The sequence below is a fragment of the Paludisphaera borealis genome, from assembly GCF_001956985.1.
Classification (GTDB): Bacteria; Planctomycetota; Planctomycetia; order Isosphaerales; family Isosphaeraceae; genus Paludisphaera; species Paludisphaera borealis.
Window position 1 is genome coordinate 980201 of the sequence record NZ_CP019082.1, and the last position, 17425, is coordinate 997625.

Genomic DNA, 17425 nt, shown 5'->3' on the forward strand with positions numbered 1-17425 from the left:
CTCAAACTCCGGGTTCAAAAAATTCGTCGGGCAATCGTTCGCCGATGCGGAGCCAGGCGACCTTGAGGTACGAGCTTTCGGGCGCGTCGAGGGCGACCGGGTGGTCGGCCGACGCGCCGGTCATCGCGAGAAGCTGGACGCTCCGGTTCGCCTTCCGAGCCGCGGCCCGCAACAGCGACAGGAATTCGGGCGCGTCGAGCAGGCCCGAGCACGAGCAGGTCAGAAGCAGGCCGCCGGGCTCGACCAGTTTCATCCCCATGACGTTGAGGTCGAAGTACTTGCGCTTGCCGGGCGCGACGTCGTCGCGGTCGAGGATCAGCTTGGGCGGGTCAAGGACGACGACGCCGTACGTCCGCTCGTTCTGCCCCATCTGCCGCATGTAGCCGAAGGCGTCGGCGTGGACGACGTCGAGTCGCACGCTGTTGGCGTTGCCGTTCTCCTTGGCCAGCGCCACGGCTTTTTCATCGAGGTCGATGCAGGTGACCTCGCGGGCCTTGCCGCGGATGAGCGCGTTGAGGCCGAAGCCGCCGGTGTAGCAGCAGGCGTCGAGCACGGTGCGGTCGTTGCAGAACTTCGCCAGGTCGCGGCGGTTGTCGCGCTGGTCGCAGAAGAAGCCGGTTTTATGAGCCTCGGCGAAGTGGATCCGGTAGCGGATTCCGTGCTCGGAGACGGTGATCCGGGGCGGAAGCTGGGGGCTGGCCAGCGGCCTCCCCGAGAAATCCTCCTGAAGCGCCACCCGCTCGGCGACGTGCACCCGGAAGTGCTTCGTCCCGAGCCGACCGGCGAACAGTTCGAGGATCGGACCGATCCGCTGGTACATCCCCAGGCTGTTGATCTCGACCGAGAGGACGTCGTCGTAGCGGTCGACGATCAGGCCGGAGAGCCCGTCCCCCTCGGCGTGGACGACCCGGTAGGCGTTGGTTTCCTGTTCGAGTCCGAGTGTGTTGAGACGCAGGCTCACCGCCTCGTCGATCCGCCGGACCCAGAACTCGGTCCCGGGCGCCTCGGGCGCGCGCGACAGAAGCCGCAGGCTGATCTGGGAACGGGGGTTCCAGAGCCCGTAGCCCAGCGGCCGGCCGTCGCGGTCGACGATCTGGACGAGGTCGCCGGGATTGGCGACGAGCGGGCCCCGGACGCCGTCGATCATCTTCCGGAAGATGAACGGGTGCATTCCCGGAGTGCGGATCGCCACGACCGGCAGCGGGACGTCGGGGTCCAGGCTGCGGTCGGGGATCGTCTGAGCCGCCACGGGGGCGGTTCGGGTTCTTGGTCGAGGCTGGTTGCTCATTCGTCGTCGTCCGCGTCGAGCGCGTCAATGTCCTCGCCGCCGTCGCCGGCGTCACCGGTTCGCAGGAGCCGGCGCAGCCGGACCAGAAGCGCCGTCGCGTACCGCTGAACCGAAAGTTGCTGCGTCAAAACCGCTTCATCGACCGCCGCTCGCGGAATCTCGGCCATCAGGCGGTGCGCCTGAATCAGACTGGCCCAGCCGGCGTCGACGATCCTCGGCGTCAATCCGGGGTTCTCCCGCCCCTGCCTCATCAACTGCCGCGCTTTCTTCAGACCGGCGTGGGCTTGCTTGAGCTGCCTCAGCGCCGCGCCTGCACTCATCTCCGCCATATCGCGTCTCTCTCCGCCCTTTACTCCAGGGCCAAGCCAGTATTCCCGTTTCATTCTCACCGCCATCCATTATAAACTAGTGGATCGTCCACGTCATGCCGACCAGAGCCGTGGGCGATGCCCATTCTGTATAAACCCTTTGGTGGCAATGTGTAAGGAAGATCCGTTGGGTCGGGACGGGCGAGGCGCACGAATCGCGTAGCCGATACGCAGAAGCCCACAGGAGCCCGCGCGATGTCGGAAGAGCAAGGGGAAACCAGCGTCGCCGTCGAGCCGGAAGTCGTCCAGGAGACCCGAACGCGCCGGCTTCCGCCGTACAACGTCGTGATCCTCAACGATGAGGAACACACGTTCGAGTACGTGATCGAACTTCTGACCAAGCTCTTCGCCCATTCGCTTCCCACCGCCGAGAAGCTCACCCTGGAGATTCACCACCGGGGCCGGGCCATCGTCTACACGACTCACAAGGAAAAGGCCGAACTCAAGCGCGAGCAGGTCGTTTCCTACGGCGCCGACCCCCGGATGGCGGCCTCCAAGGGCCCCCTCCGCTGCTACATCGAACCGGCCGGCGATTGAGCGATCAGGGGAGGTCTTCTCTTCATAGGGTGGGCACCGCCCACCTCCGAACCTGTTGTAATATCGATGATTAACGACGGTGGGCGGTGCCCACCCTACGGGGAAAGGACTCCCTCGGCGCTCACGCCAGCGCCGCCGGCACGCCGGACGTCGCATCGGGATAGGCGAGTTTCACGCCGAGTTCGGCCTTCATCTTGCGGTTCGCCACCCGCCGGCTGGCGGCGTCGCGCGCGGCTTCGGGCGATCCGGGCGCGGGAGGGACGAACCGGGGCGGAACGGCCTTCAGGCAGTCGGCCGCCAGCGAATAGTATTCGAGCCGCGTGACCGGGCGGTCGTCGCTGATCAGATACAAGCCCGACGGCCTGGAGGCGTCGAGGGCGGCGGTCACGGCCTGGGCGGCGTCGTCGATGTGGATCAGGTTCAGGTACTTGTCCGGGTCGCCGGGGATCGGCTCGCCGTTCGTGATCATCGACCGACGGACGATCCGGTCCGGCCCGTAAAGCCCCGAGCAGCGGAGGACGACCACCTCGACGCTCGCTTCGCGGCCCCAGGCCGTCACGACGCGTTCGGCGTCCAGGCAGATGCGGCCGGCCTCAGTGCGCGGTTCGGTCGGCGAGTCTTCATCGACCCAGCCGCCGTCGTCGCGTCCGTAGACGCTCGTCGAGCTGACGTAGACCAGCCGGATCGGGGCGGTCGCAAGCCGATCGAGGACGTTCCGCAGACCGTCGACGTAGACGGACCGCTTGTCGGCCCCCGCCGTGCGGTCGTAGCCGACGCAATAAACCACGCGGTCCGCCGCGGGCAGGGCGCGAAGCGAATCGGCGTTGAGCACGTCGGCCAGGACCGGCTTCACGCCGAGAGAGGCGAGTTCTGACGCGGTGGACGCCGATCGGCACGTCCCGAAGACCTCCTCGCCGCGATCGACGAGCCGCGCGGCGACGCGTCGTCCGAGGTAGCCGCAGCCGATGATCAGGGTGGTCATGGCGTGGTTTCCGAAATGGAGTGAGGCGGAAGTTCGATGTATGATTGTGAGCTAATGGGTGGCACGGGTTCGGATCGTCCGAACCCGTGGGTCAAGCCGTGGCGAGCGTCCACGGGGTCGAGTACGAACCCGTGCCACCCGGGATGAACATCCCGGACTTACGACCCATTACTTTCCTCTTCGGAATCGACGAGCGGCTGGAGCGGCGATTCGGTCTCGGGACAGCCGGCGTCGAGGTAGCCTTGCAAGAGGATCTGAGCCGCCAGCATGTCGCGCAGTCCTTTGCGCTTCTGACGCTTGAATCCCGAGCCGATGAGGATCTCGTCGGCCAGCTTCGACGTGTACCGCTCGTCGAAGTAAAAGACCGGCAGGCCGGTGATCGTGATCAGCCAGCCTCCCCATTCGCGGGCCTTCGCCGCCAGCTCGCCCTCCTGGCCGCTGGTGTGGACCGGCAGGCCGATCACGACGCGGTCGATCTCGTTCTCTTCGACCAGTTTCCGGTAATGGCGGGCGTCCTGGGCGGCGTCGCGGCGTTCGTAGACTTCGAGCGGCGTGGCGATCGACCGGCCGGGGTCGCTGACAGCCGCGCCGACGCGTCGCAATCCGAAATCGATCCCCAGGGTTCGGGCGAACGGCCGACGGTGGCTCACAGGTACGACCCGTAACCGCGCTCGTCCAGGCTCTCGACGAGGCCCTTGAGCTTGTCGAGCTGGTCGCGACGTGCGACGAGCGTCGCCTGTCCGGCCTGGACGATCACGACGTCGTCGAGCCCGAGGGTGGCGATCAGGCCGCCGTCGTTGGAGAGGATGATCGAATTCGTGGTGTCGCGCGCGATCACGTCGCCCTGGATCGTGTTGCCCGACCCGTCGGCCTCGATCAGCGACTTCAAAGCCCGCCAGTCGCCGACGTCGTTCCAGTCGTAGCGGACTTCGAGGACCTTGACATTCTCGGCCTTCTCCATCACCGCCTTGTCGATCGGCGTCCGCTCCATGCGCGGGAATTCGAAGGCCAGAACGTCGGCCTCGGCCGGTGTTCCGATGCTCGCTCCGACGCGATTCAAGGCCGCGCCGAGCTGGGGCCGATGACGCTCGATTTCGCCCTGGATCGTCTTCGCCCGCCATAGGAAGATGCCCGAATTCCAGGCGAAATTTCCCGATGCGAGGAACCGCTCGGCGGTGTCGCGATCGGGCTTCTCGCGGAACTGGACCACGCGGTTGACGGCGACGCCGTCGCGGGTTTCCAGCAGCTCCCCGCGCTCGATATAGCCGTAGCCGGTCTCGGGCCGGGTCGGCTTGATTCCGAACGTCACGAGGGCCGAGGGATCAGCGTCGATGACCGCGACGGCGGCCTTCACCGTCGCCAGAAACGTGTCGATCGGCTGGATGACGTGATCGGCGGGCATCACGATCATCGTCCCCTCGGGGTCGCGCCGCGCAACGATCTGCGCGGCCAGTCCGACGCAAGGGGCGGTGTCGCGCGGGCAGGGCTCGGCGATCACGTTCTCGGCCGGCAGGTCAGGGAGCTGGGCGCGAGTCGCCTCGGCCTGATCGGCCCCCGTGATGATCAAGACGCGCTCGGGAGCGACCAGGGGCGCGATCCGGGCCACCGTCTGCTGGAGCATCGTCGCGTCGCCGTGCAGATTCAGGAGCTGCTTGGGACGGTTGCGGCGGCTCCTGGGCCAGAACCGCGTGCCGCTGCCGCCGGCCATGATGATCGCAAAGAGCATGTCTCACCCCTGAAGGGCCGCCGCCGCGCAATCCCGAATGCGGTGACGACCTTGGCCCTACGAATGGTTCGTGTCGGGAAGTCGGTCGATCCGTCGATCCCCGAAATCATAACCATTCGGCGGGGCCGGCTGTAGGGCGACTGAGAGGCTGAGTCGAAGGCTCGCGTGATCCGCCGCGGCGGCGAGGCCGTCAGCGATTGCAAATCGCCATGGCGCCGGAGCCCTCTCCGGCGTGCAGCCGGTCGGCGTCCACGGTGTCGCAGATCAGGCCGGCCACCAGCCATCGCAGGGGAATGTGCTCCTTCTGAGCGACTTTGCGAAGGCGGTCGAGCAGATCAGCCGAGAGGGTGACGAAGACTTCGGTGTTGGCGTCCATGTTTTCATCCTCGTGATCGTGCCCTGAAGGGCGATCATGTCTATCAAGTGACGTGAGCCGAGGAACGTGCTACAGCAAACGATATGCCAGAAGATCCAGGCAGACCAAACGACCCATACCGGGGGGCTTCGAGTCGTAAGGCCACGCAATCGTGGCTGTTGTCATTCGTGCTCCATCATAACGGTAGATCACGTCTACTGTGACAGGGGGGAGCCAGCTTTTTCTTTCCTGCTCGAAAGAGCGGACGGAAGGCGGCCGCCGGGCCCCCATTCGAGTAGAATGGCGATGGAGAAGGAGGCTTCGATGGAACAGCCCAAGCCGGCCGAACGGCCGTTACGCCCCGGTGTGGTTTCGCGGGTCATCCGCAAGGGGACGCCCGAGCCCACCGACGTCGACTGGATGGCCCTGACGCCCGAACAACGGATCGACGCCGTCTGGACTTTGACGAAGGCCTGCATGGCCTGGAACAGCGAGGGGGACGATGAACCCCGACTTCAAAGATCTGTTGTCCACATTAAACGCAAGGGGCGCTGAGTTTCTGGTGGTCGGGGCGCATGCGCTCGCGGTTCACGGGCATCTCCGCGCCACCAAGGACCTCGACGTTTGGGTACGGCCGTCGCCAGACAATGCGTCCAAGGTAATCGCCGCGATCGCTGAATTCGGCGCGCCGCTTCATGACCTGGTCGCGAGCGATCTTGCCGAGAGAGGAACGGTGTTCCAGATCGGCGTGCCCCCAGTCCGCATCGACCTGTTGACGGCGGTCGACGGCCTGGAATTCGACGATGCCTGGAAGGATCGCCTGCCGACGCAATTCGCGGGAGAGCCCGCATTCGTGCCCTCGCTCGCGCATTTGATTCGGAATAAAAAAGCCTCCGGGCGTCTGCAAGACCTTGCTGACGTGGAGGCTCTGGAGCGGCTCAGCGCAGATAGATCGGCTTCTCGATGACCAGGCCCGGTTCGAGTTTGGCTTTCAGCTCGTGGGGGTCGAGGGCGTAGAGGGGGCTGATCTCGATGCCGAACGGGGCCGAGCCGTCGGGTCGGCGGGGGACGATGGCGCCGGCCTGTTCGAGCCAGTCGCCGAAGAGGTCGCTCATCCGCTGGTGGACGGTGGCCGGCGAGTCGGGGCCCGTTGCGTTCTTGAGCGGCTCGAACTCGCGGGCGCGGTCGGTCTCGACGATCGACCACCGCTCAGCTTCGGGCAGGGCGTCGAAGATGAACTGCTCGAATTTGACGGCGTTCGGTTCGGCCGGCTTGATCGTCGCGCCGGAGTCGTCGATGTGCGCGACCTTCTTGACCGCACGATGGAAAGGCAGCCGGTGCTGACCGACGAGGCGTTCGATGAACGCGCGTTCGAGGACGTGGATCGCGATGCTGCCGGCCCAGATTTCGAGCTGGCCGTCGCTTCGTCGCTTGCCGGCGAGTTCCGGCGGCAGGTCGGAGTACTCGATCACCTGGGGACGGCCGTCGATGGTGACGACCACGCCGACCTTCTCTTCCGGCGTGCGGCGCTCGACGATCTTGAACGACATCTCGGCGTCGGCCTTCCGGTGCAGGCCCAGGAACGCCGCGTCGGCGATCTCGACCATCGGGTTGTCGACCTGGAAGTAGAACAAGGTCCGGACGCCCCGCTCGCGCATGTCGTCGAGGCAGCTCGGCCCGGCGTCGGCCCCCCGCGCGGCCATCGCCAGGAGCGTTCCGCCGTGGCCGTCGGGGCTGAGCGCGACATGGTCGGGAGCGGCGAGGAGGATCTTCCCGGTCCGGCGGTCGACGGCGGGCATCTGGCCTTGCTGGAAGAATCGCGGGCGTTCAAGGCCGAACCGATCGTGCTCGTCGAAGAACCGCACGGTCGCGTCATGATTTTCGGGGCTCGTCATGACGTACAAAGGCGGCTGTTTGCCATACCGGCCGCCGAGGGCGACGATCTTCTCGGCGTGGATCTGGAACAGGCTGGCCGAGGAGACCGGTCCGATCGGGAAGGTTCCCTTGGGGCCGTCGAAGCCGAGCCTCGTGCCCGAGCCGCCGGCGACCAGAATGACGCCCACCTCGCCGGCCGCCAGGGCTTCTTCGCCGAGTTCCATCGCGCGGCGGCGGGCGACCCGCTCGCCGTCGGTCTCGGGAAGCCGGATGACCTCGATCGGTTCCACGCGGTCGGTCGGGACCGTCGCGACGGCCGCGCCGTGGACGTGTTCGGCGATCAGCCGATCGATCTGCTCCAGATCGATCGCCGCGATCTCCGCTTCCAGCCGTGCGCGCTGCGCCTCGCTCAGATCGTCCCACCAGCGCAGTAAGTGCCGCTGTCCGTGAAGCTCCAGCCGTTCCGCCAGATCCGTCTTGAAAGCCATCGCTCGGCACGCTCCTGAAGCCTTGTGGCGGCGCGATCGTTCGCGGTTCGCGCCCTCGCACCGTGATCGTACCATCTCACCGCATCGACGACACCAGCGCCCGCAAGTCGCGTGCCTCCCAGAGGCCCTAAAAAGGCACGATCAGTCCGTCGTACGCCAGCCGGACGTCGGCGGGCAGGCGTTCCTCGACATAGCCGTGATCGAAACTGTGCGACAGGTGTGTGAAAAACGTGCGTTTCGGCTTGAGCCGCTCGACGACCCCCAGGGCCTCGTCGAGGCTGAAATGGGTGGGGTGAGACTCGTAGCGGAGGGCGTCGAGAATCAGCGTGTCGAGCCCTTGAAGCGCGTCGAAGCTCGCCTCGGGGATGCGGTTGACGTCGGTGCAATAGGCGAGGTCGCCCACCCGGAAGCCCAGGACCGTGAAGCTGCCGTGATGCAGCCGCAACGGCAGAATCCGCTGACCCAGGACTTCGAACTCCCCGCCCGGCTCGATCCGGACGAACTGGATCTTGGGGATGAACCCCGGGGGCCAGTCGCGCGACTCCTCGCGAAACGCGTAGGAAAACACCCGCTTGATGTACTCCTCGGTGTCCTGCTCGCAGAAGACCGGCACCGGGCCGCCGATCCACTTGGGGAACAACCGGGCGTCGTCGAGACCGTAGAGGTGGTCGGCGTGATGATGCGTGAACGCGATCGCGTGGACCCGCCGGATCTTCTCGCGGAGGAGCTGAATCCGCATCTCGGGCGTGGTGTCGATCAGCAGGTTGCCGGCGGGGAACGACATCAGGACGCTCGGCCGCGTCCGCTGGTTCCGAGGGTCGTCCGACGTGCAGACGGGGCAGTCGCACCCCAGGATCGGAACCCCTGTCGAAGTTCCGGTCCCCAGGAAGGTCAGCCGCCGCTCGGGAGCAAAAGGGCTTTCGATCAACCGACTTCGTCTCCCGCCAGTCGTCCCGGACCGCCGCCCGACGCCGTCGCGACGTCGATTCGAGCCGGCGGCCTCGCCGCGAACTGGTTCGTTCGCATTTTACGCGAACCCCGCGCCGATGGCGACCCGAGCGATTCCGAGGTCTGGTAGGATCGCCGCTTCGACCCGATTGATCAGACGCAAACCGGCGTCGCCGCCGAGGAGTCCTACGATGATCCAGACTGAGAGACTGATCCTTCGAGAATGGCTCGACGACGATCTCGCACCGTTCGCCGCGTTGAACGCCGATGAGCGAGTCGTCGAGTTCCTGCCCGGCCTGCTGAGCCGCGAGCAGAGCGATGCGACGGCGGCGTCGATTCGCGACCATTTCGCCCGTCAAGGCTTTGGTCGCTGGGCCGTCGAGGTCCCGGGCGTCGCTCCGTTCATCGGCTTCGTCGGCCTGTCGGTCCCATCGTTCGAGACGCATTTCACCCCTTGCGTCGAGATCGGCTGGCGACTCGCCTGCGAGCACTGGGGACGCGGCTACGCGACCGAAGCCGCCCGCGCCGCGCTCCGGTTCGGCTTCGACGAACTCGGACTCGACGAGATCGTCTCCTTCACCGTCCCCGACAACCTCCGGTCGCGCGCCGTCATGGAGCGGATCGGCATGCAACGCTCGCCCGTCGACGACTTCGACCACCCGAGCCTGCCCGCCGGCCACCGCCTGCGGCGGCATGTCCTGTATCGACTGAGTCGCAACCCCGACGCGAGCCGTCCCTGACGTTACGCATAATTTGGGAATCACCAGTCCATCGTCTCGCATCTTCGCCGAGAGGCACCAACGCGATGAAACTCCGGGCGCTCGTCTTTCTTCAAATCGCGTGCATCGTGTTCCTAGGAGCGGCGATTCGAGAAGGTCCCAACGCCGTGTTTTCGGGGCGGTGGGATGAGGCTGCCAAACGGCTCGCGGTTATCATCTATCTTCCGGTCTGGATCGGAATCCCCATCCTGGTCTGCCGGGCCTTGAACCGATCGGGGCTGCCAGCGTGGAAACGTTGGATCATCGCCGGCATCGAAGCCGCCCTCGTCTACGCCACCATGCTTGCCATGCTGCCGGCGGTGCAGTAACTCGAAGCCCGCCGCCAATTTTGTAGGGCGGACACCGCCTGCCGTGTTTAACCATCGACACCGTAATGGGTTCGGACGGTTGGCAGTGCCCACTCTACGAAATGAGAGATGTGTGTGGCCGATTCTTCTAGACTGTCTCTCAAGCCTTGGGGCCGGTCTGCTCGGCCTGAGCGAACCAGTCGGCGAGGGCGAGGCGGAAGCCGGGTAAGACGTCGCCACCGTCGAGCTCGTCGTCGATTGTCAGCGTGGTGAAATCGTGGCGCGCGGTGTAGGCGCGGACAGTGTGGCGTCTGGGGTCGACGTACCAGACGAGCCGCACGCCGGCCCGGAAATACTCGTCAAGCTTGCGCTCCATCTCCCTGCGTCTGTTCGACGTGTTGAGGATTTCCACGACGAGGTCGGGTGCCACAGTCGGGATCTCGCCGCTCCCTCGACCCGTTTTGGGAACACGCTCCCACGAGATGAACATGGTGTCGGGGATTCGGATTACGCCGGGAAAGAGCCTGATCGTGCCGTCGGCCCTCAGGATCACGCCGAGATCGTGCTCCCGGAGATAGCTGCCGAGATAGTAAGCGAGCAGAACCGCGAGCCGCGATTCATGGAACCCCATGCCCTTCTCTACCAGCACCCCGTCGACCAACTCAAAGAGCCGTCCCTCGCGGCTGCGGTTGTGGAATCGGATCACGTCCTTCTCGGTGGCCGTGCCGGGGGTGGGGACCATCCGGACGCGCGAGGGGGGGACGTCGCCCAACCGCTTCAGCAGGTCGGCCACGGTCTCGGTGCCTGGAGGCGTCGCGATCGACATGGGCGTCCCTCGAAAATGCCGGAGATCAAGGCGATCCATTGTCTCATCAACCGGGATCGGCGGGCAAGCCGACCCCTGTCGACGATAATCTTGCGAAACACCTCCGATACGGTCGTCTCAATCGAGCGATCCGGGAGTAAATTAGCTGTAGGGGATTCCCTGCACTTTCTCAACCTGGAACGCCGTTCGGCCGGGCCGTGGAAGCCGGGAACTTTCGGTGAGATGGGATGAAAAGCGCGCGATCAAAGCCAATCGTGGGAACAGGAGCCTGAGTCGTTCGACTTCAACGGAAACGGGGGGGGCAGATGTCGGCTGGTGACGAATCAGGCCGAAAACCGCGCCGAACGAAGCCAATTTGTTGGCGTGAGTGTAAAGAAAAATGGGGTAAGGCTTTGCGTTTGTTGGCCGGGCGGTTGGCCCGGCGCGAACGAAGCCAATTTGTTGGGGTGGGTAGAAGGAAGTCCGTATCGGTGGGGCCCTTGGATGCCGCAACCCGTTTTGGGGCGAACGAAGCCAATGCTCAAGTCGCGTCAGCCTGTTTTCGGGACGAACGAAGCCAATGGCATTCTATGATACAAAGTATTGCAAGATAGGGTTTTGCGTTCTTGGGGCGGGCGTTGTGGCCGGCGCGAACGAAGCCAATTCGGCGGCCAGGCTCGAATGAGGACGGGCATCAGGGCAAGACCTTCCTCGCGACTGTCATCGGTCGGGGGGAACTCGAATGCGGAGTGGTTTTCGGGGCAAACGAAGCCAATTCTCCGGTCTGGCGGTCGGAGGGACGGGGCGGCCTTTTCGGCGGCGGGTCCGGCTCGGGGGGCGGAAGGCCGCATGCGGTTATCCATGTGGCGGCCAAGAACTTCGGGCGAGGAATTTGCGAACGGGCGTCCCATAATGATCGTAGGAAATGTCGACGGCCCGTCGAGCGGACCGCCGCGGCCCCGGTTGACGAAAACCGAGCGGGCGCTGTAAGGTTTGGCGTCTTAACGACTTGCTGCAACGTGTCCAGAGTCATTGCGTGGGGAATGAGCGGCAATGGAAGTGCTGATCGAGCTTTGGGATAAGACGACTGACGCCCTGTCCGCCATCTCCGAGAACGTGTCGGAAGGGCTCGTGCGGCTGTTCGGCAGCTCCAACGAGCGCCGGATTCGGCACATGCGTCCGCTGGTAGCCCGGATCAACGAGCTCGAGCCGTCGATGCAGGCGCTCTCGGACGACCAGCTCAAGGCCAAGACCGAGGAGTTCCGCGGCCGTCGACAGGCCGGCGAGTCGCTCGACGACCTGTTGCCCGAGGCGTTCGCGGCGTGCCGCGAGGCGGGGCGCCGGTTCCTCAACATGCGCCATTTCGACGTCCAGCTCATGGGCGGGATGGTGCTGCACAGCGGCGACATCGCCGAGATGATCACCGGCGAGGGCAAGACGCTGGTCTCCACGCTGGCGTCGTACCTGAACGCGCTCGACGGCAAGGGGGTGCACGTCGTCACGGTCAACGACTACCTCGCCCGTCGCGACGCCGAGTGGATGAGCCCGCTGTTTCAAGGGCTGGGCATGACTGTGGGCGCGATCCAGTCGGAGATGGAAGCCAGCGAGCGCCAGGCGACCTACGCCTGCGACGTCACGTACGGCACCAACAACGAGTTCGGCTTCGACTACCTTCGCGACAACATGAAGCCGACCAAGGACTATCAGGCCCAGGGCGAGCTCCACTACGCGATCATCGACGAGGTCGACAGCATCCTGATCGACGAGGCCCGGACCCCCCTGATCATCTCGGGGCCGGCCTTCGACGACGTCCGCAAGTACGCCGAGGCCGACCGGATCGCCCGGTTGCTCAAGCGCGACGTGCATTTCGAGGTCAAGGAGAAGGAGCGGACCTGCCATCTCAACGACGAGGGGGTCCGCGAGGCGGAGAAGATCGCGGGGGTGGAGAGCTTCTACACTCCGGGCAACATGGAATGGCCCCACCTGATCGACAACTCGCTTAAGGCCCACCATCTGTATCGTCGCGACCGGGACTACGTGGTTCAGCCCAACGGCGAGGTCGTGATCGTCGATGAATTCACGGGCCGGCTGATGGTCGGCCGCCAGTGGTCCGACGGGCTCCACCAGGCCGTCGAAGCCAAAGAGCGGGTGAAGATCAAGGAAGAGAACCAGACGCTGGCGACGATCACGCTGCAGAACTTCTTCAAGCTCTACAAGAAGCTCTCGGGCATGACCGGCACCGCCATGACCGAGGCGAACGAGTTCTACAAGGTCTACGGCCTCGACGTGATCGCGATCCCGACCAACCGGGGGCTGAGCCGGGTCAACTACCCCGACGTGATCTTCCGGTTCGAGCGCGAGAAGAACAAGGCCATGCTCGACGAGATCAAGGAGGTCCACGAGACGGGCCGGCCGATCCTCGTGGGCACGGTGTCGATCGAGAAGTCCGAGGAGCTGTCGGAGTACCTGACCCGGTACGGAATCCCGCACCAGGTCTTGAACGCCAAGTACCACGAGCGCGAGGCCGAGATCGTCGCCCAGGCGGGTCGCAAGGCCGCCGTGACGATCGCCACCAACATGGCCGGCCGCGGCACCGACATCATCCTCGGCGGCAACCCGGAGTTCATGGCCTGGTCGGACCTCAAGCGGGCGACCAACGAGGACGGCCGGATCATCTACGAGACCCGGCTCGACGTCCCCAAGCAGGTGTGGCTCGACGCCGTGGGCAAGTACGAGCCGGAGATGAAGGCCGAGGGGCGCGAGGTCGCCGCCAACGGCGGGCTGCACATCATCGGCACCGAGCGGCATGAGAGCCGGCGGATCGACAACCAGCTTCGCGGTCGGTCGGGCCGTCAGGGAGACCCCGGATCGTCGCGGTTCTTCCTCTCGCTTGACGACGACTTGATGCGGAAGTTCGCCGGCGACTGGGTCTCGGCTGTGCTCACCCGGCTCGGCATGCAAGAGGGCGAGGCCATCGAGAGCAAGATGGTCAGTCGCCGGATCGAGGGCGCCCAAAAGAAGGTCGAAGAACGCAACTTCGACATCCGCAAGAACTTGCTCGAATACGACGAGGTCATGGACGAGCAGCGGAAGCGGGTCTATTCGTTCCGCCAGAGCCTGCTGGAAGGCGAGTCTCCCAAGGACCGCATCCTGGAGATGATCGATTCCCAGGTCCAGGACGCCGCCGGCCGGTTCCTCGCCGACGACTACGGCGCCGCGAGCTTTGCCGAGTGGGTCTCGCATAGGCTCAACGTCGATGTCCCGGCTCGCGATTTCAAGGGCGTCGCGTTCGAAGACGCCGGCGAGGTTGTTCGCGGCCGCGGCGAACGGCAGCTTTACGAGACGATCCGCGAGGCGATGGACGAGAACCTCCCGTCCGACGCCGAGCCCGAGGACTGGACCTGGGTCGCCTTCGTCAACTGGTTCAACAAGCGATTCGAGCTGGACGTCAAGGAGAAGGAACTTCGACGATTCGAAGAGCGCGACGGCGACGAGACGCGGCTCAACCGAGGAGAGCTCGAGGATTTCCTCCACGGCAAGGCGAAGGAGTCGATCGACAAGCTCGACCTCACGCCGGCCAAGGAGTTCCTCGAACCGGACTGGGGCCGACGGTCGCTGGCGGGATGGGTCCACCACAAGTTCGGCCTGGCCGTCGATCCCGAGACCTGGCAGGGCCTCGGCCGCGTCGAGATCGTGCGGCAGCTCAGGGACAAGGCGCGCGAGCACTACGCCGTCAAGGAGTCGGAGCTTCCGGTGCGGATCGCCGTCACCCGGTTCCTCGGCGAGCGGTCGCAGTCGCAGACCCCGCGCTACGATCGCGAGGGCCTGGCGGCCTGGGCGTCGGAGCGGTTCCACTCGATCGTCGACGCCGACGAGCTGCGTCCCCTGCTGCGTCCCGAGATCGAGTCGCACCTGATCGAACTCGCCCACAAGCACTACCAGGGGGCGAAGCTGGCCGCCGACCTCGACGCGCGGCTCGACGCCGCGTTCCCGAAGGGCTCGGGCCGTGAGAAGTTCCCCTTGCCCGCCGACCAGAACGCCCTGGCCGAGCTGTCGTCGTGGGCCCGCCAGAACCTCGGCGTCGAGTCCACGCCGCAGGAATTCGCCCAGATGCCCCCCGCCGAGGTCCGCTCGCTGCTGGTCGCCGCCGTCGACGCCAAGGCCCGGCCCGAGATGCGCGAGATGGAGAAGGTCCTCCTCCTCCAGATCCTCGATTCGAGCTGGATGGAGCACCTCCGGGCCATGGACCACCTCCGCAGCTCGATCGGGCTCCAGGGCTACGCTCAGATCGATCCCAAGGTCGAGTACAAACGCGAGGGGATGCGGATCTTCGGCGAGATGTGGAACGGGATCGCCGACCGCGTCACCGACCTGATCTTCCGCGTCGAGCACTTCGACCCCGAGTTCCTTTCGTATCTCGGATCGCGCTGGAAGCTCGATCGGGCCCAGACGATCCATGAGTCGGCCGACTCCCAGCTCGCCGCCGTTCCCGACGGCGGCGGCGTCCGGCAATCGCAGGACGCCGCGATCCAGTCGAGCCAGCAGGCGTCCGATAAACGGAAAGAGCCCGTCCGCAACGTTGGAAAAAAGGTGGGCAGGAACGACCCCTGCCCTTGCGGATCAGGAAAAAAGTTCAAAGCCTGCCACATGCGCAACCAGGCCGCCGCCGACGAGTTTTGACCAGGTGGGTCCGGTCGCCTGAAGGACTCCGCCGCCCGCGCCAACCGCGCGGGCGGCTTGCTTCTGGAGCCGTCGTGAGGACGATCTGAGCAGGAGTTTGATTTTTAACTGGTTGTGGTGAAAGGGTTTATGGTTCGGCTTTTGAGCCGGCCGAAGCCCGGTCGGCGGATCGGGAGAGAATTCGGGACCGGAGACCGGGAGGGGCGTCGATGGTCTTTTTCGAGGGCGTCGAACCAGAATTCGATCGGATCAGGCATGTCACTTGCGTAGGAAGTCAGCGTCTCGTCGAGAGGACCCCTAGCTCTCTAGCGGGAAAGGATTCCCCGAGATGCCTCTGGCATTGAACCTGATTTACGCCTCGCTGCTGATTCTCTTCTCGCCGGTCATCCTGTTTCGGATGGTGCGGTCGGGCAAGTACCGCGATGGATTGTGGGAGAAGTTCTGGGGCGCTGCGCCCCATCGGATCGGCGACCGTCCCTGCCTCTGGTTTCATGCCGTGAGTGTCGGTGAGGTCTTGCTGCTGCGTCCGCTGGTCCGCGAGATGGCCCGGCGGCGGCCGAATTGGGACGTCGTGATCTCGACGACGACCCCGACGGGCTTGGCCGTGGCGCGGCGGACCTTCCCCGAACTGATCACCTTTTACGCACCCTTCGATTTCAGTTGGGCGACGCGGCGGGCGATGGGCCGCATCCGGCCGACCGTGCTGGCGCTCGTCGAACTCGAGCTCTGGCCGAACTTGATCCGCGTGGCGAAGCGGTCCGGGGCCAAGGTGGCGATCATCAACGCCCGCCTCAGCGTCCGCAGCCATCGCGGCTACCGCCGCCTGCGGCGACCGCTGGGCCCGACCCTTCATCTGATCGACATGGTGGCGGCTCAGGACGAGGACTACGCCCGGCGGTTCATCGATCTGGGCGTCCCTTTCGAGAGGGTGAGCGTGACCGGTTCGGTGAAGTTCGACGGCCTCGAAAGCGACCGTAACAACGCCCAGACGCGGGAATTGCGATCCGAGCTGGGCCTCTCGCACGCGGATCTCGTCTTCGTGGCGGGGAGCACGATGGAGGGCGAGGAGGCCGCGGCGCTCGCCGCGTACCGTGCTGCGAGGCGCGACCATCCTCGGCTGCGGCTGATTTTGGTCCCTCGGCACGTCGAGCGGTTCGAGGCCGTCGCCCAGTGGCTGGAGGCCGAGGGCGAGACCGTGCTGCGACGCAGCCGCTGCGACTCGCACAAGTCGCTCGCCGGGCATCGCTCCGATCCGATCATCCTGGTCGACACGATCGGCGAGCTGGGCGCGGTCTGGGGGCTGGCCGACGTCGCTTTCGTCGGCGGCAGCCTGGCGCCGGGACGAGGCGGCCAGAATATGATGGAACCCGCGGCGTACGGCGCGGCGGTGATGTTCGGCCCCCACACGTCCAATTTCCGGGAAACCGTCGACCAGCTCCTGTCGCGCAACGCCGCGCGTCGGGTCGACGGCGCGCACGATCTGGTGCTACGGCTCCAGGAAGACCTCGACGATCCCGAGAACGCGGCGGCTCGCGGCGAGGCGGGTCGGAAATTCGTGCTGGCGCAGCACGGCGCCTCCGGCCGAACACTTCATGAGTTGGACCGTCTCGTCGAGTCATCGTTCGCCCAAAAGACGGCTTGATCGAGTTTTGTGTTTCGCGTTAGTCTTCACCTGATTTACGTCGACGCGGGACCGAGAGATCGCCGTGTGCTCTCCTCTCCTCGCTACCGTTATGAATTTCGTACGGCGGCAATAACCAAACAGGACATGGAAATGAGCGAATCCGAAACCCCGACGCCACAACAGCAGGTCACCAACGAGGTCGTCGTCGACGACACTGGCGCGCTGCCGTCGTACTCCAACTTCTGTCGCGTCACCGCGACCCCCGAAGAAGTCATCCTCGACTTCGGCCTCAATCCCCAGCCGTTCGCCCAGGGGCGGCAGGACGTCAAGGCCAACCAGCGGATCGTCATGAACTTCTACACGTCCAAGCGGCTGCTCACAGCCCTCGGCATGACTATCCAGCGCCACGAGGGGACCTTCGGCTCGATCGAGCTCGACGTCCGCCGCCGCGCCACCAACCAGCCTCAGCAGGGTCAGACCGGCGGTCGCGTCGGTCCTCAGGGCGTGGTCGAGTGAGCGTCCGACCTGTCAGGTCGGTCTCATTCGTTTGATCGTCCCTTCGCCTCAGGGCGGAGTTTTCAGGCGGTCCTGGCTGAAGATGCACCATCTTGCCACGGCCGCCTGATTTTTTTGAATCGACGGCTTCTTCACCCCGGGCGGCCCTCGATCCCCCTTCGTTCCCG

Annotated in this window: 17 protein-coding genes; 8 read left to right on the top strand and 9 right to left on the bottom strand. The window is 65.3% G+C overall.

What is annotated here, in order from left to right; genetic code table 11:
- Position 1: 1 nt before the first annotated feature.
- Both BSF38_RS03830 and BSF38_RS03835 read right to left on the bottom strand, forming a co-directional pair.
- Positions 2–1288, bottom strand: coding sequence for a class I SAM-dependent rRNA methyltransferase (locus BSF38_RS03830; RefSeq protein WP_076343533.1), 1287 nt, complete (start codon positions 1286–1288; stop codon positions 2–4).
- Complete coding sequence (locus BSF38_RS03835) at positions 1285–1617, bottom strand: hypothetical protein (RefSeq protein WP_076343534.1); 333 nt, start codon at positions 1615–1617, stop codon at positions 1285–1287. The genes BSF38_RS03830 and BSF38_RS03835 overlap by 4 nt, the downstream gene beginning before the upstream one ends.
- A gap of 234 nt (positions 1618–1851) precedes the next feature.
- Between BSF38_RS03835 and BSF38_RS03840 the strand changes: the two genes are divergently transcribed.
- Positions 1852–2193 (top strand): ATP-dependent Clp protease adaptor ClpS, encoded by a 342-nt coding sequence (locus BSF38_RS03840; RefSeq protein ID WP_076343535.1) that lies wholly within the window; start codon positions 1852–1854, stop codon positions 2191–2193.
- A gap of 121 nt (positions 2194–2314) precedes the next feature.
- Here the strand turns inward: BSF38_RS03840 and BSF38_RS03845 are convergent, their stop codons facing one another.
- From BSF38_RS03845 to BSF38_RS03860, 4 genes are all read right to left on the bottom strand, one after another.
- Positions 2315–3175, bottom strand: a complete 861-nt coding sequence (locus BSF38_RS03845; RefSeq protein ID WP_076343536.1) for an SDR family oxidoreductase — start codon at positions 3173–3175, stop codon at positions 2315–2317.
- 158 nt (positions 3176–3333) lie between these two features.
- Positions 3334–3825 carry a Holliday junction resolvase RuvX gene (gene ruvX, locus BSF38_RS03850; protein ID WP_076343537.1) on the bottom strand — a complete coding sequence of 164 codons (492 nt, stop codon included), beginning with the start codon at positions 3823–3825 and terminating at the stop codon, positions 3334–3336.
- Positions 3822–4901 carry a mannose-1-phosphate guanylyltransferase gene (locus BSF38_RS03855; protein ID WP_076343538.1) on the bottom strand — a complete coding sequence of 360 codons (1080 nt, stop codon included), beginning with the start codon at positions 4899–4901 and terminating at the stop codon, positions 3822–3824. Before BSF38_RS03855 ends, ruvX begins: the two co-directional genes overlap by 4 nt.
- 190 nt (positions 4902–5091) lie before the next feature.
- Positions 5092–5277, bottom strand: a complete 186-nt coding sequence (locus BSF38_RS03860) for a hypothetical protein (protein ID WP_076343539.1) — start codon at positions 5275–5277, stop codon at positions 5092–5094.
- Between the two features lie 303 nt (positions 5278–5580).
- Between BSF38_RS03860 and BSF38_RS30540 the strand changes: the two genes are divergently transcribed.
- Together BSF38_RS30540 and BSF38_RS03865 are read left to right on the top strand one after the other, a co-directional pair.
- Positions 5581–5811 carry a hypothetical protein gene (locus tag BSF38_RS30540; protein ID WP_145951955.1) on the top strand — a complete coding sequence of 77 codons (231 nt, stop codon included), beginning with the start codon at positions 5581–5583 and terminating at the stop codon, positions 5809–5811.
- A complete protein-coding gene (locus BSF38_RS03865) occupies positions 5759–6223 on the top strand; it encodes a nucleotidyltransferase (protein WP_076343540.1) in 465 nt (154 codons plus the stop codon). Before BSF38_RS30540 ends, BSF38_RS03865 begins: the two co-directional genes overlap by 53 nt.
- Here the strand turns inward: BSF38_RS03865 and BSF38_RS03870 are convergent.
- A complete protein-coding gene (locus tag BSF38_RS03870; protein WP_076343541.1) occupies positions 6195–7619 on the bottom strand; it encodes a UTP--glucose-1-phosphate uridylyltransferase in 1425 nt (474 codons plus the stop codon). The two genes, BSF38_RS03865 and BSF38_RS03870, sit on opposite strands and share 29 nt — an antisense overlap.
- A gap of 127 nt (positions 7620–7746) precedes the next feature.
- Entirely contained in the window at positions 7747–8547 is an 801-nt protein-coding gene (locus tag BSF38_RS03875) for an MBL fold metallo-hydrolase (RefSeq protein WP_076343542.1), read from the bottom strand.
- A 211-nt stretch (positions 8548–8758) separates the two neighbouring features.
- On the opposite strand from BSF38_RS03875, the gene BSF38_RS03880 reads away from it, so the two are divergent.
- Both BSF38_RS03880 and BSF38_RS03885 read left to right on the top strand, forming a co-directional pair.
- Positions 8759–9307 (top strand): GNAT family N-acetyltransferase, encoded by a 549-nt coding sequence (locus BSF38_RS03880; protein WP_076343543.1) that lies wholly within the window; start codon positions 8759–8761, stop codon positions 9305–9307.
- A 65-nt stretch (positions 9308–9372) separates the two neighbouring features.
- Positions 9373–9654 (top strand): hypothetical protein, encoded by a 282-nt coding sequence (locus BSF38_RS03885; RefSeq protein ID WP_076343544.1) that lies wholly within the window; start codon positions 9373–9375, stop codon positions 9652–9654.
- 139 nt (positions 9655–9793) lie between these two features.
- On the opposite strand, the gene BSF38_RS03890 is transcribed toward BSF38_RS03885, so the two are convergent.
- Positions 9794–10459, bottom strand: coding sequence for a Uma2 family endonuclease (locus BSF38_RS03890; RefSeq protein WP_076343545.1), 666 nt, complete (start codon positions 10457–10459; stop codon positions 9794–9796).
- 1032 nt (positions 10460–11491) lie between these two features.
- Here BSF38_RS03890 and secA point away from each other — a divergent pair.
- The 3 genes from secA (at position 11492) to BSF38_RS03905 (ending at position 17258) form a co-directional block, all read left to right on the top strand.
- On the top strand, positions 11492–15118 hold the full coding sequence (gene secA, locus BSF38_RS03895) for a preprotein translocase subunit SecA (RefSeq protein WP_076343546.1): 3627 nt from the start codon (positions 11492–11494) through the stop codon (positions 15116–15118).
- A 328-nt stretch (positions 15119–15446) separates the two neighbouring features.
- Positions 15447–16760, top strand: coding sequence for a 3-deoxy-D-manno-octulosonic acid transferase (locus BSF38_RS03900; protein WP_076343547.1), 1314 nt, complete (start codon positions 15447–15449; stop codon positions 16758–16760).
- Positions 16761–16892: 132 nt separating this feature from the next.
- Entirely contained in the window at positions 16893–17258 is a 366-nt protein-coding gene (locus BSF38_RS03905; RefSeq protein ID WP_237170728.1) for a DUF3467 domain-containing protein, read from the top strand.
- The last annotated feature ends 167 nt before the right edge of the window (positions 17259–17425 follow it).